Source organism: Limosilactobacillus portuensis (assembly GCF_014838735.1).
Lineage (GTDB): Bacteria > Bacillota > Bacilli > Lactobacillales > Lactobacillaceae > Limosilactobacillus > Limosilactobacillus portuensis.
This window is the reverse complement of the sequence record NZ_JABUXQ010000016.1, coordinates 15,905-37,897: the sequence shown is the minus strand read 5'-3', so window position 1 is coordinate 37,897 and position 21,993 is coordinate 15,905. Positions and strand designations below refer to the sequence as shown.

The 21,993-nt window shown below is 41.6% G+C and carries 21 protein-coding genes and 1 other annotated feature; of the genes, 15 read left to right on the top strand and 6 right to left on the bottom strand.

What is annotated here, in order from left to right:
• Positions 1 to 58: 58 nt before the first annotated feature.
• The 10 genes from HUK49_RS06540 to HUK49_RS06495 all read left to right on the top strand — a co-directional run bounded on the left by HUK49_RS06540 (position 59) and on the right by HUK49_RS06495 (position 9,629).
• A complete protein-coding gene (locus tag HUK49_RS06540) occupies positions 59 to 826 on the top strand; it encodes a DUF1129 domain-containing protein (RefSeq protein WP_191913113.1) in 768 nt (255 codons plus the stop codon).
• Positions 827 to 940: 114 nt separating this feature from the next.
• Positions 941 to 1,612: a deoxyribose-phosphate aldolase gene (gene deoC, locus HUK49_RS06535; RefSeq protein WP_102168569.1), complete on the top strand. Its 672-nt coding sequence runs from the start codon at positions 941 to 943 to the stop codon at positions 1,610 to 1,612.
• A gap of 17 nt (positions 1,613 to 1,629) precedes the next feature.
• On the top strand, positions 1,630 to 2,823 hold the full coding sequence (locus HUK49_RS06530; protein WP_191913112.1) for a phosphopentomutase: 1,194 nt from the start codon (positions 1,630 to 1,632) through the stop codon (positions 2,821 to 2,823).
• 217 nt (positions 2,824 to 3,040) lie between these two features.
• Entirely contained in the window at positions 3,041 to 4,183 is a 1,143-nt protein-coding gene (guaB, locus tag HUK49_RS06525) for an IMP dehydrogenase (protein WP_191913111.1), read from the top strand.
• 378 nt (positions 4,184 to 4,561) lie between these two features.
• Positions 4,562 to 5,017 carry a DUF441 domain-containing protein gene (locus HUK49_RS06520; protein WP_191913110.1) on the top strand — a complete coding sequence of 152 codons (456 nt, stop codon included), beginning with the start codon at positions 4,562 to 4,564 and terminating at the stop codon, positions 5,015 to 5,017.
• Between the two features lie 80 nt (positions 5,018 to 5,097).
• Positions 5,098 to 6,135 (top strand): LCP family protein, encoded by a 1,038-nt coding sequence (locus HUK49_RS06515; RefSeq protein ID WP_191913109.1) that lies wholly within the window; start codon positions 5,098 to 5,100, stop codon positions 6,133 to 6,135.
• A gap of 235 nt (positions 6,136 to 6,370) precedes the next feature.
• Positions 6,371 to 7,060 (top strand): response regulator transcription factor CroR, encoded by a 690-nt coding sequence (gene croR / locus HUK49_RS06510; RefSeq protein ID WP_191913108.1) that lies wholly within the window; start codon positions 6,371 to 6,373, stop codon positions 7,058 to 7,060.
• A 33-nt stretch (positions 7,061 to 7,093) separates the two neighbouring features.
• On the top strand, positions 7,094 to 8,236 hold the full coding sequence (locus tag HUK49_RS06505) for a sensor histidine kinase (RefSeq protein ID WP_102168574.1): 1,143 nt from the start codon (positions 7,094 to 7,096) through the stop codon (positions 8,234 to 8,236).
• A gap of 136 nt (positions 8,237 to 8,372) precedes the next feature.
• Positions 8,373 to 9,254: an AzlC family ABC transporter permease gene (locus HUK49_RS06500; RefSeq protein ID WP_191913107.1), complete on the top strand. Its 882-nt coding sequence runs from the start codon at positions 8,373 to 8,375 to the stop codon at positions 9,252 to 9,254.
• Positions 9,255 to 9,269: 15 nt separating this feature from the next.
• Positions 9,270 to 9,629: an AzlD domain-containing protein gene (locus HUK49_RS06495; RefSeq protein WP_191913106.1), complete on the top strand. Its 360-nt coding sequence runs from the start codon at positions 9,270 to 9,272 to the stop codon at positions 9,627 to 9,629.
• A gap of 81 nt (positions 9,630 to 9,710) precedes the next feature.
• Here HUK49_RS06495 and pyrE read toward each other — a convergent pair whose 3' ends face one another.
• Together pyrE and HUK49_RS06485 are read right to left on the bottom strand one after the other, a co-directional pair.
• Positions 9,711 to 10,361, bottom strand: coding sequence for an orotate phosphoribosyltransferase (gene pyrE / locus HUK49_RS06490; protein WP_191913105.1), 651 nt, complete (start codon positions 10,359 to 10,361; stop codon positions 9,711 to 9,713).
• Between the two features lie 243 nt (positions 10,362 to 10,604).
• Positions 10,605 to 11,660, bottom strand: coding sequence for an AI-2E family transporter (locus HUK49_RS06485; protein WP_191913104.1), 1,056 nt, complete (start codon positions 11,658 to 11,660; stop codon positions 10,605 to 10,607).
• A 137-nt stretch (positions 11,661 to 11,797) separates the two neighbouring features.
• Between HUK49_RS06485 and HUK49_RS06480 the strand changes: the two genes are divergently transcribed.
• The 4 genes from HUK49_RS06480 (at position 11,798) to purB (ending at position 16,228) form a co-directional block, all read left to right on the top strand.
• The gene (locus tag HUK49_RS06480) at positions 11,798 to 12,976 is read left to right on the top strand and encodes an SAM-dependent methyltransferase (protein WP_191913103.1); all 1,179 of its coding nucleotides are present in this window, start codon (positions 11,798 to 11,800) and stop codon (positions 12,974 to 12,976) included.
• 296 nt (positions 12,977 to 13,272) lie between these two features.
• Positions 13,273 to 13,758 (top strand): 5-(carboxyamino)imidazole ribonucleotide mutase, encoded by a 486-nt coding sequence (purE, locus tag HUK49_RS06475; RefSeq protein WP_191913102.1) that lies wholly within the window; start codon positions 13,273 to 13,275, stop codon positions 13,756 to 13,758.
• A gap of 1 nt (position 13,759) precedes the next feature.
• Positions 13,760 to 14,875: a 5-(carboxyamino)imidazole ribonucleotide synthase gene (gene purK, locus HUK49_RS06470; RefSeq protein ID WP_191913124.1), complete on the top strand. Its 1,116-nt coding sequence runs from the start codon at positions 13,760 to 13,762 to the stop codon at positions 14,873 to 14,875.
• A 57-nt stretch (positions 14,876 to 14,932) separates the two neighbouring features.
• Positions 14,933 to 16,228, top strand: coding sequence for an adenylosuccinate lyase (gene purB / locus HUK49_RS06465; RefSeq protein ID WP_191913101.1), 1,296 nt, complete (start codon positions 14,933 to 14,935; stop codon positions 16,226 to 16,228).
• Positions 16,229 to 16,306: 78 nt separating this feature from the next.
• Here purB and HUK49_RS06460 read toward each other — a convergent pair whose 3' ends face one another.
• Positions 16,307 to 17,059 (bottom strand): NADPH-dependent oxidoreductase, encoded by a 753-nt coding sequence (locus HUK49_RS06460; RefSeq protein WP_191913100.1) that lies wholly within the window; start codon positions 17,057 to 17,059, stop codon positions 16,307 to 16,309.
• Between the two features lie 69 nt (positions 17,060 to 17,128).
• Between HUK49_RS06460 and HUK49_RS06455 the strand changes: the two genes are divergently transcribed.
• Positions 17,129 to 17,875, top strand: a complete 747-nt coding sequence (locus tag HUK49_RS06455) for an alpha/beta hydrolase family protein (protein ID WP_191913099.1) — start codon at positions 17,129 to 17,131, stop codon at positions 17,873 to 17,875.
• Positions 17,876 to 17,938: 63 nt separating this feature from the next.
• Here the strand turns inward: HUK49_RS06455 and HUK49_RS06450 are convergent, their stop codons facing one another.
• The 3 genes from HUK49_RS06450 to HUK49_RS06440 are packed head-to-tail and all read right to left on the bottom strand — an operon-like array spanning position 17,939 to position 21,264.
• Complete coding sequence (locus HUK49_RS06450; protein WP_191913098.1) at positions 17,939 to 19,180, bottom strand: homoserine dehydrogenase; 1,242 nt, start codon at positions 19,178 to 19,180, stop codon at positions 17,939 to 17,941.
• Between the two features lie 21 nt (positions 19,181 to 19,201).
• Positions 19,202 to 20,491, bottom strand: a complete 1,290-nt coding sequence (locus HUK49_RS06445) for an O-acetylhomoserine aminocarboxypropyltransferase/cysteine synthase family protein (protein ID WP_191913097.1) — start codon at positions 20,489 to 20,491, stop codon at positions 19,202 to 19,204.
• Positions 20,488 to 21,264, bottom strand: a complete 777-nt coding sequence (locus tag HUK49_RS06440) for a homoserine O-acetyltransferase/O-succinyltransferase family protein (protein ID WP_235981023.1) — start codon at positions 21,262 to 21,264, stop codon at positions 20,488 to 20,490. The genes HUK49_RS06445 and HUK49_RS06440 overlap by 4 nt, the downstream gene beginning before the upstream one ends.
• Before the next feature lie 181 nt (positions 21,265 to 21,445).
• Positions 21,446 to 21,695 (bottom strand) — a binding site (T-box leader).
• Positions 21,696 to 21,993: the final 298 nt, after the last annotated feature.

Here is a 21,993-nt window from a genome sequence, read left to right as displayed (position 1 = left end):
GGCTAACCCATTTCAAACAACCAACCTCATACCAAGAGATAAAGAGAGGAGTCTCATTGTGAGCGAAAATCAACCACGAAACGCTCAAGCCGGTCAACGACAAAAAGAACATTTAAAAGAAAACCGGCGTGAAGCGGGAAATGTAATTAGTAAGCATAACTTAACAAAGAAAAATGAAGAATTCGTTTTTCAACTAAATAAGCAGCTTGAACGTCAAGGAGTTGCTAAAGAAAAACGTCCTGAAATCATTCAAGATACTATTACCCAACTTAAAGAAGGGCAAAAGACAGGTAAAACTGCCAAAGCACTATTCGGCACACCAACTGAGTATGTTAAAGAATTAAAGGATCCAAAGAAAAACAATCAGCCTAACCATATGACTAAACAGTCGATTAAGTTGCTGGCTATTGACAACATGCTGATCTTCTTCAGTATTTTTACTTTCATGTTCGGACTAATGTTCTGGATTTCACCAGCCGCAATGAAGATGACTCATTATGGGAGTAGTGGTTTACTTGCCATTATTTTGGTAGCAGTTTCTGGTGGGCTTCTGTTCGGTTATGTTGCTTCACAACTGCAACCGGTAAAGAAGAATGGCAAGTGGGTCCAAGCAAAACCACTTTGGTTCCGGATCTTAACCGTTGCGTTTGGATTGGTTGTTTGGCTAGCCGTTTATATGGCTTCCAGCTTATTACCTAATGCAATCAACCCTCGATTAAATGCTTGGGCATACATTATCCTTGGGGTAATTTCCTTTGCTGGCGACCTTGTCTTCCGTCGTAAGTACCACATTACTGGTTCGTTCTACGGAAACAGAAGAAAATAGTTAAATAATATTAGCGAGTTTCTGTTTCTTACTGATAATACTGAGCAATGGACGCCCGCTTTTTTGTTTGATATTATGTAAGCGGATACATAAATTAGACTGAGGTGGAAAATGATGAAACTAAAGCGACGCCAATTAGCAAAATATCTGGATCATACAATGCTAAAACCTGAAGCAACTGCAACGATGATTGATCAAACAGTAGCTGAAGCGATTAAGTACCAGACAGCCTCTGTTTGTATTAATCCGTACTGGGTAAAGCGAGTTCACCAAAAACTATCTGAGACGGGAATCAACACTTGTACAGTGATCGGTTTTCCACTCGGTGCTACTACAACGGCAAGTAAAGTTTTTGAAGCTCAACAAGCGGTTAGAGATGGTGCGGATGAATTAGATATGGTGATTAATATTGGCGAATTGAAAGCAAAACATGATGATAAGGTCATGGCTGATATTCGGGCCGTTGCGGATGAAGTTCATCGTGCGCACCGTATTTTGAAAGTAATTATTGAAACAGCCCTGCTAACTGACGAAGAAAAGGTTCGAGCATGTCAGTTAACAATTGCTGGTCAAGCTGATTTTGTAAAAACTTCTACTGGTTTTTCAACTTCTGGTGCTCAAGTAACAGATGTTGAATTGATGCGTCAGACGGTTGGCGATGCAATTAAGATTAAAGCTGCTGGCGGGATCCATAGCTATGATGAAGCAATGGCGATGATCGATGCCGGTGCAGATCGCCTGGGAGTTTCTGCATCAGTTAAGATCCTTAATGAAGCATCAGAATAATAAGAAGGAGTGTAATAATGGCATATCAACGAGTGTTTGTAATCGTCCTTGATTCAGTGGGGACAGGACAGGCAGAGGACGCAGCTAGATTTGATGATGTTGGTGCTGATACCTTTGGTCATGTTGGTGAATATTATCAAGGCAAACTCCAACTACCAAATTTAGGCCAAATGGGCTTGAGCAATCTTCGGGGGATACCAATTAAGGGAGTCCCCGTTGCTACTCCAGCAATTGGCGACTATGGACGGATGGCAGAAGTGTCAGCCGGAAAGGATAGTATGAATGGTCACTGGGAAATGATGGGGTTGCCGTTAGCTAAACCATTGGATACTTTTCCAAATGGTTTTCCTGAAAGTTTAATCAAACAAATCGAAGACTATTCTGGACGAAAAGTGATCGTTAACCAACCATATTCTGGAACCCAAGTAATTCACGATTATGGTGAACGTCAAATGAAAACCGGAGAATTAATCATTTATACTTCGGGAGATTCGGTAATGCAGATTGCTGCTCATGAAAAGGTGATCCCGGTTAATGAGCTTTATAAAATTTGCCAATATGCGCGAACGCTATTAAATGGGCCAAAATATACGGTCGGTCGAGTAATTGCGCGGCCTTATGTTGGTACGGATCGCGAGCACTTTGTCCGGACTGCCAACCGGCATGACTTCAGCTTAGCACCAACGGGAAAAACTGATTTGGAACGCTTGCAGGAGGCCGATTACGATGTGATTGGGATTGGTAAGATTAATGATATTTTCTCCGGCAAAGGGATTGATCGGGGATTTCATAATGAAAGTAACGCGGATGGAATGGATCACCTAGATGAGGTAATGCAAGAAGATTTCACTGGCTTCTGTTTTACTAACCTAGTTGACTTTGATGCAAAATATGGTCACCGAAGAAATCCTCAAGGCTTTGGTCAGGCACTAATGGAATTTGATCAACGGCTTGGTCGGGTTCTTGATGAAATGCGGCCGAACGACTTATTGATCATTACGGCTGATCACGGGAATGATCCGGGATTCCGGGGAACCGATCATACTCGGGAAAATGTTCCCCTCCTTGTCTATTCACCAACGATGAAGGAGAAAAATCAGTCATTAGGGATTCGAAAGACCTTTGCTGATCTTGGTGCGACAATTCTGGATAACTTTAACGTTCAAGGAGAAAAGGGGACGAGTTTCTATCATGAAATTAGGAATGATTAAAAGGCGGATTTCTAAAGCATCAACTAAAATGTAACCACTTAATAACCGAACTTTTATTTTAAAAACCGGCTGATTTAAGTGAATAATTCGTAATTAGTCCCTGAATAGCGAACATTATCCACTAATTCAAGAAATGATTTACCGATTTTGTTGATTTTTAGAAAAATTACTAGTAAAGTATACCTAATCAAAATTCAAAAAAGGAGTGTCTAGTCACATGTCAAATTGGGATACTAAGTTTGTCAAGAAGGGTTTAACGTTTGATGATGTCCTTCTGATTCCTGCAGAAAGTCACGTTTTACCAAATGAGGTTGACCTTAGTACGAAGTTAGCAGACAACATTAAGTTGAACATTCCGATTATTAGTGCCGGAATGGATACCGTTACTGAAGGAGCAATGGCGATTGCGATGGCGCTACAAGGTGGACTTGGGGTTGTTCACAAGAACATGTCCATCCAAGCTCAAGCGGGCGAAGTAGCTAACGTTAAGAGTGTAGTTGTTCCAGCTAGTGCAACCAAGGCTGCAGTTGACGATCAACACCGGTTACTTTGTGCTGCCGCCGTTGGTGTGACTAGTGATACATTTGAACGGGCACAAGCATTATTGGATGCCGGTGCAGACGCAATCGTTATTGATACTGCCCATGGTCACTCTGCTGGTGTATTACGGAAGATTAAGGAAATTCGTGATCACTTCCCAGATGTTACATTGATTGCCGGGAATGTTGCTACTGGTTCAGCTACAAAGGCCTTATATGATGCTGGAGTAGATGTAGTGAAAGTTGGTATTGGACCTGGTTCAATCTGTACTACCCGGGTTGTCGCTGGTGTTGGTGTTCCACAAATTACTGCCATTTACGATGCTGCCCAAGTTGCCCGTGAATACGGTAAGCCAATCATTGCTGATGGTGGGATTAAGTACTCAGGTGACGTTGTTAAAGCCTTAGCTGCCGGTGGAAATGCCGTAATGCTTGGTGGAATGTTATCTGGAACCACTGAAGCGCCTGGTGACATTTATGAAGATAACGGTAAGAAGTACAAGGCTTACCGTGGAATGGGTTCTGTTGGTGCGATGGCTCAAGCCCACGGTTCATCAGACCGTTACTTCCAAGGTGGTGTTAACGAAGCCAACAAATTAGTTCCAGAAGGGATCGAAGCTCGTGTTCCTTACAAGGGTGACGTTGCTGATGTTCTTTTCCAAATTGATGGTGGTCTTCGTTCAGGAATGGGTTACGTTGGTGCCCCAGACATTCCAACGATGATCGAAAATGCCCAATTTGTTCAAATCACTAATGCTGGTCTTCGGGAATCTCACCCTCACGATGTTCAAATCACTAAGGCAGCGCCAAATTACAAATAGAGTGCGACCTCGCAAAGAACTCGCGGAAAGCTAACGATTTCTCCGGGGAGTGGTGTCTTGCACCGCTTCACGGAGGTCGTTAGCTCTAGCGAGTTCCGAGGGAGCAGATCTCGGCTTGGTTGCCTAAGTCGCTGTCTATAGGGGTTTCCCTGCGAACACGGTTTGACTTTGTTGTAGTAGAATGTCATCTAGGCGGAGGTTGTTAGCTCTAGCAATTTTCTGATAAGCATATTTTTCTACGTTAAGTCAAGTGTATTATTGATTTTAAGAGAATTAATTCTATGTATATTCAACGTAATTAAGTAATAAATCTCCAAATATTCGCTACTAACGAATACTTGGAGATTATTTGTGTCCAAATGAAAGAAGGAAAATTAGATGGAAAGTTGGTTATTCTTACTCCTGATTTTAGCAATTGCATATTGGGGACGAAACATGTCATTAATTATTGCGACCGTTGTTGTGATGATTATGAAATTAACGCCAATGACTACCAAATGGTTATCGTTAGTTGGTTCAAAGGGAATCAATTGGGGTGTTACGATAATTTCTGTTGCTATTTTGGTACCGGTTGCGTTAGGCCAGATTGGGTTTACTGATCTGACAGCCGCCTTTAAATCAATTCCTGGTTGGATTGCAATTATCGCTGGGATTGCAGTTGCGATTCTTTCAAAATATGGAATTGATCAGCTGGCAAATGTTCCCCAAATTACGGTAATGTTAGTATTAGGAACGATTATTGGTGTAGTCCTCTTTAAGGGAGTTGCTGCGGGACCCGTTATTGCGAGTGGGATGACTTACTTAATCGTTAGTTTATTTAATTTGCATTATTAATGAAATGTGCTTGTAACTAAGGATCGTGGTAGAATCGATTTATAAATTTTGAAATTAGTAATTAATTTGGGGAGAAAAAGATGGGTAATCAATCAGAAAGCGAATTTCCGTTAACTCGTGCAGAATATCAGCGACGGATTCGTGGTGGTAGCAATCAAGGTAATGGTAACGGGCCACAACATCATCGGGGAAGAAAGATCTTTGGAATTATTATTTTAATCTTGGTGCTTCTTGTTGCGATCTTTGGAGGCCTTGCTTGGTATAATGCCAAGCAGACAAGTGATCAAATGTTTACATCAGCTGGGGCAAATAAGCGGCGGAATGCGCAAAAGGTCCTCGAACAGAAACGACCAGTGTCAATCCTTTTATTGGGAACGGATACGGGTGATTTGGGACGAACTTATCGGGGCCGGACTGACACCATTATGGTAATGACTATCAATCCACAAACCAAGAAGACCACGTTAATGAGTATTCCGCGGGATATGAAGGTTAACCTGCCGGGATATGAAGATGAATCGCCAGCCAAAATTAATGCGGCGTACGCATATGGTGGTACTAAGGAAACGATTAATACCGTTCAGAAGTATTTTAATATTCCAATCGACTTTTATGCTCTAGTCAATATGGCAGGGATGAAGCAAGCTATTAACCAGGTTGGCGGGGTGACTGTTACCTCACCGCTTACCTTTACATATGAAGGATATTCCTTTACAAAGGGCGTTCCTGAACATATGGATGGGGCAAAGGCATTAAAGTTTTGCCGGATGCGATATGACGATCCGCAAGGGGACTATGGTCGGCAGCAGCGACAGAAGATGGTTATCATGGCATTACTTAAGAAATCCGCATCCTATAAGACGGTTCTTAACCAAAAATTCTTAAAGACGGTTTCAAAGAATGCTCATACTGACCTAACCTTTGATAACATGATGACCCTTGCTAAGTCCTATCGGAAGGCAACAAAGAATATCCAACAAGGGCATGTTCAAGGAACTGACGATGATTCTGACGGGCAATCATTCCAAGATGTTTCCTATAATGAACGGCAACGAGTATCCAATACCTTACGGAAGAGCCTCGGTTTAGAGCCAATGGATATTGATGAAGGGGAATAACTAAAATTAAGGAAGTTTGGAAAGAATATGCTTTCCAAACTTGTTTTTTAAACATAAATGGTCTAATCACGGAAAACAACCGGAGCCTTCTAGGTTAGCCCACCAGGCTCCCAAGTAGGTTGTTTCCCAGCTTCTTCTAAGTTTCTTTAAACTATTCCGCTAAATCTCGCCGTTAAGATCGATAAACGCTTATAATAGGATGTTAGTAAGAAAGTTCTCAAGGGGTGGATAAAGAATGAAGATTTTAGTCGTCGATGATGATAAAGAAATCGTTCAATTGTTAGAAATATATATTCGTAATGAAGGCTACGAGCCAGTTACTGCTTATGACGGTAAGGAAGCACTAACAAAACTAAATACCAATCCCGATATTGGTTTGATTATCCTGGATCTAATGATGCCTGAAATGGATGGAATGCAGGTGATTAAGCAGGTACGAAAGGATTCAGATATTCCGATTCTTGTGCTTTCAGCTAAGACAGCAGACATGGATAAGATTCAAGGATTGATTAGTGGCGCTGATGATTATGTTACTAAGCCATTTAATCCGCTTGAAGTGATGGCACGAGTGAAGTCTCTTTTACGGCGGAGTCAGGGTGAAGTAACTAATGATACTCCTGATATTTTAAATGTCGGTCCACTGACAATTAACAAGGATTCCTACGAAGTTAAGACGATTAAGGGAGACACCATTCAATTAACTGCATTGGAATTTGGGATTCTCTACCTTTTGGCTAGCCATCCTAACCGAGTATTTTCTGCGGATGACATCTTTGAACGGGTATGGCAACAAGAAAGCGTTGTTTCTGCCAAGACGGTTATGGTTCACGTTAGTCACTTGCGAGACAAAATTGAAGAAGCAACCAATGGTGAAAAAGTAATTCAAACGGTTTGGGGCGTTGGCTATAAGGTTGAAGACCACTAGAATTAGGATGCTTAAGGTTATGGAGGAGAAGCTTTGAAGCTAACAGGACGGGAGAAAAGTTCATTAATCCTGGAAGGGGTTGTTACGGTCATCCTGCTTGTCTTATTGGATATGGCCATTATTATTCTTGCTCAGGATATTATCCAGAGTAATCCAGGAATTACTAGTGGTATCTTTATGATTAAGCAGTCAATGAGAATTGGGCCAATGCAGGCACAGATCTGGAGCTATCAACGAATTTTGATTGCTGTTTTGGTAGTGATTGATATCTGGGTCGTTTGGTGGCGATTGCGCAGACGCTATCACTTGTACCAGATGAATCATATTATTCGCGAATTACACTACATTGCTCAGGGACATTTAGATCACCGAATCCCGTTTCGCCTAAAAGGGAGTGAGCAACATGTGATTACTAGTGTCAACGCTCTGGTTGATAGTGCTGTCCAGTCAATGGATGATGAACGGAAAATTGAAAAGTCAAAGGATGAGTTGATTACGAATGTTAGTCACGATCTCCGGACACCATTAACTAGTATCATTGGTTATTTAGGCTTGATTGAGGATAAGCAATATCGAAGTGAAGATGATATTCTTAAATATACTCATATTGCTTATGAAAAAGCTAAGCAAATGAAAAACTTAGTTGAAGATCTTTTTGAGTATACTAAGGTTCAACAACATGGCAGTCCGATCAATATAATGAAGATTGATCTTAATCAACTTTTGGAACAATTAACGGCAAGCTTTGAATTAGAAGCTCAGCATAAAGGAATTGAAATTACGTCATCTGTTAAGCCTAATCCATTGATGATTGAAGCGGATCCAGAAAAATTAGGACGCGTTTTTAGTAATCTTGTAGCTAATGCCTTAAAGTATGGTAATGGTGCAAGTTATATTAGAGTAACAGCGCGTCAAGAACGAGACCAAGTTGTGGTTAAAGTTAGCAATGACGGAACACCAATCCCAGCAAAATCAATTGATCACTTGTTTGAACGCTTTTATCGGGCAGAAGGTTCACGATCGCGGGCGACAGGAGGAACCGGATTGGGGTTGGCAATCGTTAAGAGTATTGTTGATCTGCACCACGGGAACGTCCAAGTAACCTCTGATGACAATGAAACAAGCTTCATTGTTACTTTACCGCTAAAACAAGAACAGTTGCGAAAGAAAGATTAACAGAAAAAACATCAGGACTTATCAATTAAATCCTGGTGTTTTTATATTCAGTTGATTTTGAATGTGCTAAACTAAAGATTGGTTGTATTAACTCTCGCTGTAGAGTCAATAAACACATTTTATTGGAGGAAATTCTGTGGCTAAAGCGCAACAAATTAATCCCGAAAAAGCACGCTGGCTAGAAGTTTTAGGCATTGCAATGCCACTCTGTTTGAGCTATATCCCGATTGGGGTCGCTTGTGGTATCTTATTGCATGCTGCGGGCTTTAACTTTATCATGACGCTGATCGTGTCGATTGTGGTTTTTTCCGGTGGTGCCCAGTTTATTTTGGCATCGCTGCTAACGATCCATGCACCGTTAACCTCGATCTTCGTGACTCTTTTCTTTCTTGAATTGCGGTATGCTTTGCTCGGCTCAAGTCTTTCAAAATATATCAAATCCGAATCGCAGCATTTTATTTGGTTATTTGCTGTGTCAATGAACGACGAAAACTATGCTGTTAACTATTTAAAATTTGCAACCGATAAAAAATGGAAACCGAAAGATGCATTGCTGGTTGAACACTACTCATTAATTTCTTGGTCTGTTTCCAATATGGTTGGGGGATTGATCGGAAGTACGATCTCGATTAATCTTGAAGTAGTTGACTTTGCCCTAACTGCACTCTTTATTTATATGATTGTGATGCAAATGCGAAGTCACCTGACCCTGATTATTTGTCTGCTTTCAGCAGTGCTTGCTGTTTTCTTCATGGTAATTACTCATAGTATTATCGGTGTTGTAATTGCAACTTTGATTGCTTCATTTATTGGTTTCTTAATTGAAAATGCTGTCCGTAAGCACTCAAAGAGACCAGATGATAACTGGTTCTTATCCAAACTGTTCCGTCCGCGGGCTACCCGAATTACGGTTGAAGATCAAAAAGCTGAGGAAGAGCAGGTTCTTGAAAAAAAGAAAGAGCAGTCAAAAGAGCAATCAACAAATTCACAGGTACCTAAATCGAGTCAGCATGAATAATTGGAGACTAGTAATATGGAGTTTTTAATATCCCGAATTGGCAGTAATCAAATTCTTTATCATATCGTCGTAATTATTTTTGCGGCATTTGCGGCATTCATTCCACGGTATTTTCCGATCCACTTCTTCTCCTCAAGAAAAATTCCTGAATGGTTTAATGAGTGGATGAAATATGTGCCGATCAGTTTGTTTACGGCACTGGTAATCAAAAATATCTTTATCACCACTAAGGGCTACCATTTTGTCCCTTATGGTCATCCAGACCAGATTTTTGCGGCATTGATCGTTATGGTGATTGCTTACTTTACCCGCTCAATGTCAATTTCAGTCATTGCCGGGTTAGTCGGCATCTGGCTTCTAAATATGGTTTTATAAATTTGAATAATAAAAGAGATTGAGAAAAGATGCTTTGCTTTACTCAATCTCTTTTGTTATTTCAAGGAGTTATGGATTATATTAGATTGCTTGTAATTGTTGGTTGTTACTCCACTTCATTGGGTCTTCACGCCATTGTTGAAGTGACTTCAAGTGGTCGGCGCTGATTAGGCCAGTCTTCTTTGCAAGGTTAATTAGAGTGGTGTAGTCAGTTACTGAGAAGTATTGGAGGTCGTTGGCTAAGAAGTTTTGCTCAGCAGCTTGTAATTGATAGGTGAAGATGGAAACAACACCGATTACTTCAGCACCTTCATTTTCAACAGCGTGAACGGCATTCAAAACACTACCACCAGTAGAGATTAAGTCATCGATAACAACAACTTTTTCACCTTCATGAAGAACCCCTTCAACTTGCTTACCTTCGCCGTGGTCCTTTGGCTTGGTGCGGACATAAACCATTGGGAGCCCCATTTCTTGGGCAACCCCGGTAGCGTGAGGAATTCCAGCGGTTGCGGTGCCGGCGATGGCATCAACATCGCCGAAGTGAAGTTTGATTTGTTCTTCCATTCCGTTAACGATTGCTTGACGAACAGCCGGGTATGAAATAGTTAGTCGATTATCGGTGTAAATTGGTGCTTTCATTCCACTAGCCCAAGTGAATGGCTTTTCTGGACTAAGGGTAACGGCGTTAATGTCTAAAAGTGCTTTGGCAACACGTTGTGAGTATGTCATGAATATTTCCTCCTAGGTGAATCAAAAGTGACTTGTTCCAAAATACCTAGTTGAAATAATTGACGTTGTTTCGTACTGCCTTATCCATTGCATAAAAAGAAAACCTTTCTAGCAATGGACTAGAAAGGTAGATCGAGTACTTATGACGTTCAATTAGATCCTTCCTAGCCTCTCTGGACTAAGTTAAAGGTATTTCATTGGTCATTATAATAATCGGCTAGTTAGGAAAAGTCAAGAGAAAAATTAATTTTCACTTTTTTCTTGATGATGAATTTTAAGTGAGTGCGGCTTTTTCTTGATTGACTTAACGCCTAGAATATCTAGCAAGAAGGTGAAAATTGGCACACCAACGATTAATCCCCAGGTACCAAAGAAATGTTCAGCAACCAGAAGGACGATAAAGGTATAGAAAATGGGCAATTCGGTCTTGCTAGACATAAATTTGGGGTTTAGAACATAGGCTTCCAGGGCGTGGATCACGCAAATCATAATCAGAATATAGATGACATCCCGAAGCCCTCCAACAGAATAGGCAACCATTGATAGGGGGATCAACGAAATGATTACTCCGGCAACTGGTACTAAGCTAAAAATAAAGACCATTAGCGCTAAAGCAAAAATTTGTGGCATGTGCATGAACACAAGACAAATTGATGTAATGACAGTACTACAAATGGCGATGAAAAACTGGGCTTCCAATACAACCCCAAAAGTATTCACGAATTTTTTGCCGAAATAATCAATATCGCTAAAGAACCAACCGAAGTCACTGTTGAGAAATGTTCGCGAGAACTCGTTCATCTGCTTTAACTCAAGGGTATAGAAGAAACTTAGGATAAACGACATTAAGAAAGTGATTGTCATTGAACCAATACTGGTTAATGTGCTGACAGCGAGGGTTACACCATGCTTCATCTGTGACATGATTGTCGCCCAGCTAATGTAATGGTTAACGTAGTGCATAATTTCAGTTGCTTGTCGAGAGCTATAGAATTTAACTACAGAATTAACCATTTTAATAACTTGGTTAACCAGAACTGGTAGGTAGCGAGTAACGCCAAAGTAGATTGCAACAATTAATGCGACATACGTGATAATTACAGTAAATGTTGTCGATAATTTAGGAACGTGACGTTGAACCCACCGAACCCAACTAATAACAATAAATGTTAGGATAAATGTAAACAGGATCAAGTTCATCATTGGCCGAAGAAGCCATAGTACAAAGATGATTAGTGCTAAGACTACAAAACGACGTAACTTGACATTAGCAATGAAGCGGTGCCAGGCATCGGTCATTATATCTCCTCCTCTGCTTTATGCTTCAGTTATCCTAATCTTAGCAAATAATTAAGGGGCTGAACAATAATATCACTGTATTTTACTATGGAGTGTTATAATGATCTCATACTTTTTTGAAAGAGGGATTCGTAGAAATGTTAGAAAAGACGTTCTATAAGTCACTGTTAAGCCACTCGTTTAATATCCCAGTTAAGGTTGTTTACTGGGACGGTAAAAGTGCGGTTTATGGTGATGGCGAACCAGAAGTAACTATTACCTTTAAGGAAAAACTCCCGATCCGTGACGTTACGAAGAACGCCTCCATTGCTCTTGGGGAAGCCTACATGGACGGCAAAATCGAAATTGACGGTAGTATTCAAAAGTTAATTACCGCTGCATATGAAAGTGCCGGTAGTTTTATGCGGAATTCTAAATTTCGGCGGTTTTTACCCAAGCAAGGACACTCTGAAAAGGAAAGTGAAAGTGATGTTCAAAGCCACTATGATGTTGGAAACGACTTTTACAAATTATGGCTTGATGATACATTAACCTACTCTTGTGCTTACTTCGATCATGGTAACCGTGACGATCTGACCAAGGCTCAAATTGATAAGGTTCATCATATCTTGAAGAAACTTGATCCAAAACCTGGGAAGACCTTACTGGATATTGGTTGTGGTTGGGGAACTCTAATGCTTACCGCAGCCAAGGAATATGGCCTTCGGGTCACCGGAGTAACATTAAGTGAAGAGCAGTTTAACCTCGTTCAAAAGCGGATTAAGGACGAAGGTTTGGAAAATGTTGCGGAAGTTCTTTTGGTTGACTACCGGGAATTAGGAGACCGCAAGTGGGACTATGTTACATCCGTTGGAATGTTTGAACACGTTGGTAAGGAAAATCTTGGCCTTTACTTTAAGGATATCTATAAGTACCTTACACAGGATGGCGTTGCCCTGATTCGCGGAATTACTCGTCAACAAGGCGGTGCTTACAATGGTTGGATCAATAAGTATATTTTCCCTGGTGGTTATGTCCCTGGATTAGAAGAAATGATCGGTCATATTGTTGAGAATGACATGCAGATTGCGGATATTGAAATGCTTCGTCGTCATTACCAACGAACACTAGAAATTTGGGACATGAACTTTAATGCTCACCGTTCCCAAATTGAAGATATGATGGGAGATCGCTTCACTCGAATGTGGGATCTTTACCTTCAAGCTTGTGCGGCTTCATTTGAATCAGGCAACATTGATGTTATTCAATACCTGATTACCAAAGGCCCTTCTGGCAACAACCTGCCGATGACAAGGGATTATATTTATGAGAAATAGAGTGTGAGCCCGTTAAAACCTTCCGGTGGCTAACGATTTCTCCACCGAACGACGTTTCGTCGTCGGAGGTGGAGGCCGTTAGCTCGAGGAAGGTTAGGGCGAGCAGATCTTGAATATGCGGCAGTAGAAGTCAACTAAAATAATCTGGCAAAGAACGGTTATTATTCTTTGCCAGATTATTTTTACACTTCATATATACGAACTATTTTAATTTAAAATTATATTTAGTTCGTAAAATTATTGTATTTACCTTAACTATTTGTTATCCTTAAAGCAGTTTTTAAGGAGGTTCAATTATGAGTGCGATCAGTGTTGTAATGGGTAGTAAATCAGACTGGCCAACCGTTAAGGAAGGATGCAAGATCCTTGAACAGTTTGGTATGGACTATGAAAAAAATGTTATTTCCGCTCACCGGATGCCAAACGAAATGTTCGCGTTTGCTCAAAGCGCTGTGGAAAAAGGGACCAAAGTAATTATTGCTTGTGCGGGTGGGGCTGCCCATTTACCAGGAATGATTGCAGCAAATACTCCATTACCGGTAATCGGAATTCCGGGTCAAACAAAAGCGCTCGGCGGGATGGACTCACTTTTATCAATCGTTCAAATGCCCGCAGGAATTCCGGTTGCTACTCAAGCAATTGGAGTAGCAGGGGCAAAGAATGCTGCGTTATTAGCACTCCAAATCCTTGGAATTAATGATCCGACAATTCAACAACAGATTCTTGATTACCGAAAGCAAATGCATGATCAATCAATAGAAAGCGGTGCTCACCTTGACTAAGATGATTCAACAGGGACAAACAATCGGGATTATCGGTGGCGGTCAGCTCGGTCAGATGATGGCATTGGATGCTAAGTACACGGGGATGAAGGTCGTTGTGCTTGATCCAACCCCTGCTTGTCCGGCTGGTCAGGTTGCTGATGACCAGATTGTTGCGGAATATGCAGATGTAAAGGCGATTGAAGAACTGGCTCACCGGTCAGATGTCTTAACTTATGAGTTTGAAAATGTTGATTTGGCTGCGTTGCGGGACGTTGCCGATCGGGTTTACATTCCCCAAGGGACTAACCTGTTGTACACTACTAAGAACCGGATTCGGGAAAAGACATTTCTCCGCAATGCGGGCTTGAAGACGGCACCATTTATGGCGGTTAAAAATGCGGCGGATTTGAAAAAAGCTGTGAAGAAGATCGGCTATCCGTCAGTGCTGAAAACCTGTGAAGGTGGTTATGATGGCCATGGTCAAGAAGTTTTGCGTAGCGATGAAGATCTCAAAAAATGTTCAGGAATCCTTTCTACAGAGGACGCAATTCTTGAGGGATGGGTGCCATTTAAACTAGAATGTTCAGTGATGGTCGGGCGAAATGAAGACGGGGAAGTAACAGTCTTTCCGGTTTCCGAAAATATTCACCATAACGAGATATTGCACCTTAGTATCGTCCCGGCACGGATTAGTCCAGAACTGCAGGAAAAGGCAAAGCAAATGGCAGTTAAAATTGCCCATGCGATTGATTTACGAGGGATCCTTGGCGTTGAAATGTTTGTCGGCAATGACGGTGCAATTTACATTAATGAGCTTGCCCCACGGCCACATAATTCAGGTCATTATTCGATTGAAGCCTGCAACTTCTCCCAATTTGCGATCCACAATCGGGCAATCTGCAATTGGCCATTACCAAAGATTGAATTACTCCACCATGTCGTCATGGTGAATGTTCTTGGTCAACACGTTGCGGGAGTTCGCGATGAAATTGCTAAGAAGTCTAATTGGCATTTTCATGATTACGGAAAGGCTGAAGTTCGTCATAACCGAAAGATGGGTCATGTGACAATTTTGACTGATGATTTTGCTAAGACATTGAAAGAGATTGATGATACGCATATTTGGGATAAATAATTCCCAGAACATGGTATATTGTTACTGAGAGAAATAATTAGAGAGGATTTTTAACTAATGATTGATCGTTATACTAGTCCAGAAATGGCGAAAATTTGGAGCTTGGAAACCCAATACCAATGTTGGTTAGAAGTTGAAATTGCCGCGGATGAAGCTTGGAGTAAGCTTGGTCACATCCCAGCTGAAGATGTGGAAAAAATTCGCAAAAACGCAAAGTTTTCCGTTGATGGAATCGCTGAAATTGAAGCAGTTACCCACCATGATGTGATTGCCTTTACCCGTGACGTTTCAAAGTCACTTGGGCCAGAACGGAAGTGGGTTCACTATGGAATGACCAGTACTGATGTTGTTGATACTGCTCAGGGTCTTCGCTTAAAGAAAGCTAACGACATCATTCGCAAGGATATCGACGACTTTATGACAGTCCTGAAAAAGTTGGCTGAAAAGTATAAGTACACTGTCTGCATGGGACGGACTCACGGTGTTCATGCTGAACCGACAACTTTCGGTCTCAAGGTGGCCCGTTGGTACTCCGAAATGAAACGGAACAAAGAACGCTTTGAGCACGCTGCTCGCGGTGTTGAAGCCGGAAAAATTTCTGGTGCTGTGGGAACGTTTGCTGAAATTGATCCATTCGTTGAAAAGTATGTTTGTGAACGATTAGGATTACGCGCCCAAGAAATTTCAACCCAGATCCTTCCACGTGATCTTCATGCAGAATACATTTCCGCAATTGCCTTAATGGGAACTAGTTTGGAAAACATGGCAACCGAAATTCGGTCATTACAACGGACTGAAATCCATGAAGTTGAAGAACACTTTGCCAAGGGACAAAAGGGTTCATCCGCAATGCCTCATAAGCGGAACCCAATTGGCTCAGAAAACATCTGTGGTTGTGCCCGGGTCCTTCGGGGAAATGTTGTTACGGCGATGGAAGATGTCACTCTTTGGCACGAACGGGATATTTCCCACTCCAGTGCTGAACGGATGATTTTACCAGATTCCACTTCCTTAATTGATTACATGCTCCGTCGCTTTGGTCGGATCTTAAATAACCTCGATGTCTTCCCAGAAACAATGAAGAAGAATATGGACAAAACTCTTGGTTTGATTTACAGTGGCCGAGTTCTCTTGAAGTTGGTTAATAGTGGGATGACTCGTGAAGCGGCTTATGACTTAATCCAACCATATACTGCTAAGTGCTGGGCAGAACAGATTCCGTTCCGGCCATTGCTTGAAGCTGACCCAACGATTCAAAAGCAACTCTCTAAGAAAGGCCTTGACGATGCCTTTGATTACCACTGGCACCTCCGTCACGTTGACGATATCTTTAAACGGGTCGGCTTAGACTAATTTAATGAATGAAAAACAGGTTTCGATGTTCAATATCGCTATCGCTGAACATTGAAACCTGTTTGGTAGTTTAAACCATTAATTTAAGGCGAGTCCCTGCTCGTGAAGGGCCTGAAGCAACTTATCACGACTTGTTTCATGTTGGTTTAATTTAGCACCATTGATTTGCTTAGTGAAGGAGTCGATTCGCTTATTAGCATCCCGTAAGTCATGGTAGGTCGTTACGATTTGGTCGTACTCTTTCAGTGAACTCAATTTGAAGTCACGCGGATAATTATTATTAAAGACGATTTGCTCAAGGGGTAACCGAGGCTTTAGCTGTGGTTCTTGGTCGGGAATCCCAACTTGAAGACCGAGAATAGGAAAGGTCATTTTCGGTAAGTCTAATACCTGAATTAGCTTTTCGGGCTCGTTCTTGATTGACCCGAGAACGACACCGCCAAGTCCCATGCTTTCAACAGCCGTTAGAGCGTTTTGCAAAGCTAGAATTGCATCTTCAGCGGCCTGCATGAAAATATCCGTAGTATGTAATCGACCGTCATCATTGCCAAGCTGGTGACGAATCTGCTGGTTTCGATATAAATCGGCAATAAAAATAAAGAGATCGCCATTAGCACCGACATATGGCTGCTTTGAGATCTCGCGGACAGCAGCTCGCTTCTGGGGATCGGTCAAGTGCAGGATGCTAAATTGCTGAAGAAACATGCTTGATGAAGTGTGACGGGCCGCTTCATACAAGGTTGTTAGCTGTTCGGCAGTTAATGGCCGATCCTTAAACTGCCGAATTGAACGGTGGTTAACTTGATTGTCTGTTGTAAAGTTGTGAATCATTTTGAAGCACCTCCTATTTCATTATAGTAAAATAACAGAATAGAAGACAAAGTAAAAGGATTCGGTAACATGGATGTGACTGTAAAACGCGATGGACTTACTCTTCGTGGAGTTTTAGAGGGAACGGAACAATTACAAAATAAGCAAGTAGCGATTTTGATGCATGGCTTTCAAGGAGATCGGGGTTATAAAGCGGGCAATTTTTTGTATGATTTATCTCGTGAATTGAATCAAGCAGGGATCCCAACGCTGCGGTTTGACTTCGCGGGTTGTGGTCAAAGCGATGGTTCCTTTACTGATATGACCGTATTAAGTGAAATTAGTGATGGAATGAAAATAATTGATTTTGCACGTTCGGAAATTGACGCCCAACAAATCTACTTAATTGGACATTCTCAAGGTGGTGTAGTGGCTTCGATGTTGGCCGCTTATTATCGAGATGTTATTACTAAGGAAGTCCTTTTAGCGCCAGCTGCAACGTTAAAGGATGATGCGTTGCTGGGAACCTGCCAGGGAACCGAATACGATCCTAACCATATCCCATTAACGGTTGATGTTCATGGTGAGGCAGTGAGCGGTGAGTACTTCCGAACGGCTCAGTTGCTGCCAATCTATGAAACTGCTCAGCACTTCATGGGGCCAGCACTGTTGATTCATGGCCTCGCGGATACAGTAGTTTCACCTGAAGCTTCCAAAAAATATAATGTTATTTTGCCGAATAGTGAACTGCATCTCATTGAAGGAGAAGGACATAAGTTTATGGGGAAAGAGAAACCAGCGATTCTTAAGCTTGTGACAAATTTTCTTCAAGAGTGATAAGAAGACCTCTTTAAGTATGAGTAAAAATACTTGAGGAGGTCTCTTTTCATATCCAAAGATTTATAATTTAGCGGTGTTATAGATTGGTAAGTAGCTAACTGCCGAACTCTTGGGGAGACTTTTGAGAAATGATTCTAATTCTTGATGAGAAATAACTGGGGTAAGGCCACTCCAGTAGTTATTGCTATTAGTTTCACCTTGCCAGTTAATTGCATTAGTCGGCTTAACAGAAGTCCCATAAGTAGTGACCAGGTATGATTGGGGAACGGTAGTTAAACTACAGGGCGCTAATTCATTGTGATAATTATTAAATTCGCTTCCGCAGTCATAGTCTAAAATGTCATTTGCCACTGCGGCAAGGTCGCTTAAAATGCTGTTAGCGGTCGGCTTAGCACCGGCACCAGGCCCCGTATAAATGCTTGAACCAAGAGCATTACTTTCAACAGCAACTGCATTTTGAACACCATTAACTTGGGCGAGCTGGTCGTTGTTCTCAATTAGTGTTGGACCAACGAAGGTATAAAGCTTGTTACCTAGTCGCTTGGCAATTGCGAGGAGCTTAATTGTGTAGCCAAAATGGTTTGCACTAGCTAATTGGGCCGCGGTAAGGTTTTCGATACCGCGGATACCAAGTTTATTGGGATCCAGTGCTTTCCCAAATGCAAACTGGCTAAGAATACTAAGCTTGTTGGCAGTATCAATCCCCTTAACATCATTAGTCGGGTTTGCTTCCGCGTAGCCTTTTTTCTGGGCATTCATTAACGCTTTATCGTAACTAACATTGTTGCTGGTCATTGCCGACAGAATATAATTAGCAGTCCCATTAATGATCCCGGTGACTTGACTAATCTGGTCTGTTGCAAGGCTGCTGCTTAGTACCCGGAGAATCGGGATCCCACCAGCAACGCTCGCTTCATAGAGAAAATCAACGTGACGACTTTTAGCAAGCTGGGCAAGGCGCGGACCATCGATTGCCAAGAGATCCTTGTTGGCAGTGATTACGGATTTGTGGTTGTAAATTGCCTGAGTAATTGCCTGACGAGCAAGGTTGATGGTCCCCATTGTTTCAACGATTACTTGAATTTCCGGATCGTTAAGAACTTCATCAAGTTGATCGGTAAGAATTGTATCGTCAGGAAGGGTTACATTTCGTGCCTTATCTAGGTGGGCAACCGCTACTTGCTTAAGAACAAAGTGAACGTTGGTGGTTTGCTCGATTTTAGCAGCGTGTTCTTGTAATAGCTTCACAACTCCTCCGCCAACGGTTCCCAGACCGAGAAGACCAATCGTAATTGTCTGCATAACAGGGCCTCCTTTACTTGGCTAAATCTTTGCTAGTGCTTGGTCGAGATCCGCAATCAGGTCATCCGCGTTTTCAATTCCCACAGAAACCCGAATGAGATCGGGAGTCACACCAGCAGCCTTTAATTCTTCGGGACTTAACTGGGCATGAGTTGTTGAAGCTGGATGAATAATCAGCGACTTGGCATCGGCAACGTTTGCTAATAATGAGAAGAGCTTGAGGTTGCTGATAAGCTCCTTGCCTGCTTCTTCGCCGCCCTTGAGGCCAAGGGTGAAAATTGAACCGACACCGTGAGGGAAGTATTCATTTGCTAATGGCTTATACGGGCTATCTGCTAATTCTGGGTAGTTGATCCAAGCAACTTTTGGATGATCGTTAAGAAATTTGACGATTTTTCTGGTGTTAGCAACGTGACGTTCAACCCGGAGTGAGAGTGATTCAAGCCCTTGAAGGAGAAGGAATGAGTTAAATGGACTAATGGTGGCACCAAGGTCACGAGCGGTTTCTGCCCGAACTTTGGTAGTAAACGCAGCAGGTGCTAGATCGGCAAACACAAGGCCATCATATTGACTATTAGGGGTGGTGAAGCCAGGATAGCGACCACTAGCCTGATAATCGAACTTCCCGTTTTCTACAATGACACCACCCATCGTTGTTCCGTGACCGCCAATGAATTTAGTTGCGGAATGAACGACAACATCGGCACCAAGGTCAAGTGGTTTAACGAGGTAGGGAGTCCCAAAGGTGTTATCGACAATAAAGAGGATTCCGTGATCGTGAGCGATTTTGGCGATCGCCTTAAAGTCAACTAGGTTAATCCCGGGATTTCCAATACTTTCAACGTAGAGAGCTTTAGTATGCTCGTTGATCTGCTTTTCAAAGTTTGCCGGATCATCAGGATCGACAAAGCGAGTTTTAATTCCTAATTTAGGAAGGGTAACGGCAAAGAGGTCATAAGTTCCACCGTAAATTGTACTTGCAGAAACAATTTCATCGCCTTGCTGAGCAATGTTCAGGATCGCAGCGGTGATTGCTGCTGAACCGGTAGCTAAAGTGATTCCGGCTGTCCCGTGTTCTAAGGCGGCTACCCGACGATCAACGACATCGGTAGTTGGGTTGGTTAACCGGGTATAAATATTGCCGGGTTCCTTTAGGGAGAATCGGTCGGCGGCCTGTTTAGCGTCTTTGAAAACGTAAGAAGTTGTTTGGTAAATTGGTACCGCGCGAGCACCAGTTTCGTCTACGGTTTGACCAGCGTGGACTTGGAGAGTTTCAAAATGGTATTTTGGTGATTGTTCTTGATTACTCATACTAATGTACCTACTTTCTGTTGTGTGAATGTGTTTAACCAATTTTGATAGATTTGTGTGCTTGATTTTCGCCATGAATATTTAATCTCACCGGTATTCCGGTTAGAGAAGTAGTTACGCGGTTCCTGAATAGGCAGCCGCTTTTTTAGATCACGGTAATATTCCTGCGCAAGCGTATCTGCTTCATATTCCGGGTGGCCTGTAATGTAAGTGCGGTGTTTACCAGGGGAGTGATAGATTAAAGGACCGATTTCATTATTTTCAGCGACAATTTGCAGATCATCGGGAAGGTTCTCTGGATCAACGTTGGGACTGGAGTGGCGTGATTGGGGAATGACTAATTGCTGGTTAGTAAGATGTTCCGCTAATTGATTACACCTGTTAATTCCTGTTGCTTGATAGATCCCAAAAATCTTCTGCGATAACTGGTGCTTCTTAATTTGATAGTCGTTATAGAGACCGCCAAGAGCAGCCCAGCATTCTAGCAGGCTTTGCTTGGTATGACGCTCTGCCCAGTCACAGATTGTGCGAAATTCTTCCCAATAATCAACTTGCTGAAAAGCAAGCTGTTCAACGGGAGCACCAGTAATGATTAAGCCGTCGAACGAGTAATTCTCAATTTCTTCTAAGCTGACGTAAGCTTTAGTGATCGCTGAGAAGGAAATGTTTTTGAAATGGTGAGTTGCCGGATAAAGAAAAGTAAGTTCAACGTCTTGAGTTAGTTTATTGAAACTTTCAAGGAATTGACGTTCAGTTGTTTCTTTAGTTGGCATTAGATTAACCACCACGATTGATACCGGATTATTAAGATATAGTGATTTTGCCAGTGACCGTTACTGAGCAAGAAACCATTTTTTGCATTTGCTGTCATTACTGATTCTCCTTTCTTAAGTGATTAGATTAAGCTAGATTAGCTTCTAATAAAAAAGCTTTCGTCCCATAATTCTATTTGAACTATGGGACGAAAGCTTTCGCGGTACCACCCTGAGTTTATTGTTACCTTACAATAACAACCTCGTTAAGTACTCATTATAAGATATGAATACTCCGCAATGTAACGATTGCTATCCGTCTAACCTAGCCGGGATGACCAGGTTAGATGACTCAGAGCTCATCTTCATACTGTTGTCGAATATCCTTTTTCACCAAGTAAGGACTCTCTGCAGAAACGACGAGGTACTACTCTTCTCTTCAAAGTCTAATCATAATTTAATTGTTTATTAGTTTAATCTTAATTTTTGAAAAGTCAATAATTATCTTGAGAAATTAAAAATATTTATTTAGAGATAGTTAACAATGGCTTAAAAGATAAATTAGGTTAATTTTATAAAAATTACGGGTTTTAAGAATTAAAACTAGCGTAAAACACGAACTATTATAAAGAAAGTGTAAATAAAGTTAGTAAATTATGTTGACAATTACTTATGACTGAGAGTATATTAATGACAGATTTTAACGAATAAAATCGTTATTAGTTAGTTTAATGTTCGTTTTTTATGTAA

Bases quoted from the DNA above. Each gene is read 5' to 3' on its own strand.
- HUK49_RS06480 (WP_191913103.1), top strand. From the start codon at position 11,798: ATGTTAGAAAAGACGTTCTATAAGTCACTGTTAAGCCACTCGTTTAAT.
- HUK49_RS06515 (WP_191913109.1), top strand. From the start codon at position 5,098: ATGGGTAATCAATCAGAAAGCGAATTTCCGTTAACTCGTGCAGAATAT.
- HUK49_RS06460 (WP_191913100.1), bottom strand. From the start codon at position 17,059: ATGATTCACAACTTTACAACAGACAATCAAGTTAACCACCGTTCAATT.
- HUK49_RS06445 (WP_191913097.1), bottom strand. From the start codon at position 20,491: ATGAGTAATCAAGAACAATCACCAAAATACCATTTTGAAACTCTCCAA.
- purB (WP_191913101.1), top strand. From the start codon at position 14,933: ATGATTGATCGTTATACTAGTCCAGAAATGGCGAAAATTTGGAGCTTG.
- pyrE (WP_191913105.1), bottom strand. From the start codon at position 10,361: ATGACATACTCACAACGTGTTGCCAAAGCACTTTTAGACATTAACGCC.
- HUK49_RS06495 (WP_191913106.1), top strand. From the start codon at position 9,270: ATGGAGTTTTTAATATCCCGAATTGGCAGTAATCAAATTCTTTATCAT.
- deoC (WP_102168569.1), top strand. From the start codon at position 941: ATGAAACTAAAGCGACGCCAATTAGCAAAATATCTGGATCATACAATG.
- HUK49_RS06485 (WP_191913104.1), bottom strand. From the start codon at position 11,660: ATGACCGATGCCTGGCACCGCTTCATTGCTAATGTCAAGTTACGTCGT.
- HUK49_RS06455 (WP_191913099.1), top strand. From the start codon at position 17,129: ATGGATGTGACTGTAAAACGCGATGGACTTACTCTTCGTGGAGTTTTA.
- HUK49_RS06520 (WP_191913110.1), top strand. From the start codon at position 4,562: ATGGAAAGTTGGTTATTCTTACTCCTGATTTTAGCAATTGCATATTGG.
- guaB (WP_191913111.1), top strand. From the start codon at position 3,041: ATGTCAAATTGGGATACTAAGTTTGTCAAGAAGGGTTTAACGTTTGAT.
- HUK49_RS06450 (WP_191913098.1), bottom strand. From the start codon at position 19,180: ATGCAGACAATTACGATTGGTCTTCTCGGTCTGGGAACCGTTGGCGGA.
- HUK49_RS06530 (WP_191913112.1), top strand. From the start codon at position 1,630: ATGGCATATCAACGAGTGTTTGTAATCGTCCTTGATTCAGTGGGGACA.
- purE (WP_191913102.1), top strand. From the start codon at position 13,273: ATGAGTGCGATCAGTGTTGTAATGGGTAGTAAATCAGACTGGCCAACC.
- croR (WP_191913108.1), top strand. From the start codon at position 6,371: ATGAAGATTTTAGTCGTCGATGATGATAAAGAAATCGTTCAATTGTTA.
- HUK49_RS06440 (WP_235981023.1), bottom strand. From the start codon at position 21,264: ATGCCAACTAAAGAAACAACTGAACGTCAATTCCTTGAAAGTTTCAAT.
- purK (WP_191913124.1), top strand. From the start codon at position 13,760: ATGATTCAACAGGGACAAACAATCGGGATTATCGGTGGCGGTCAGCTC.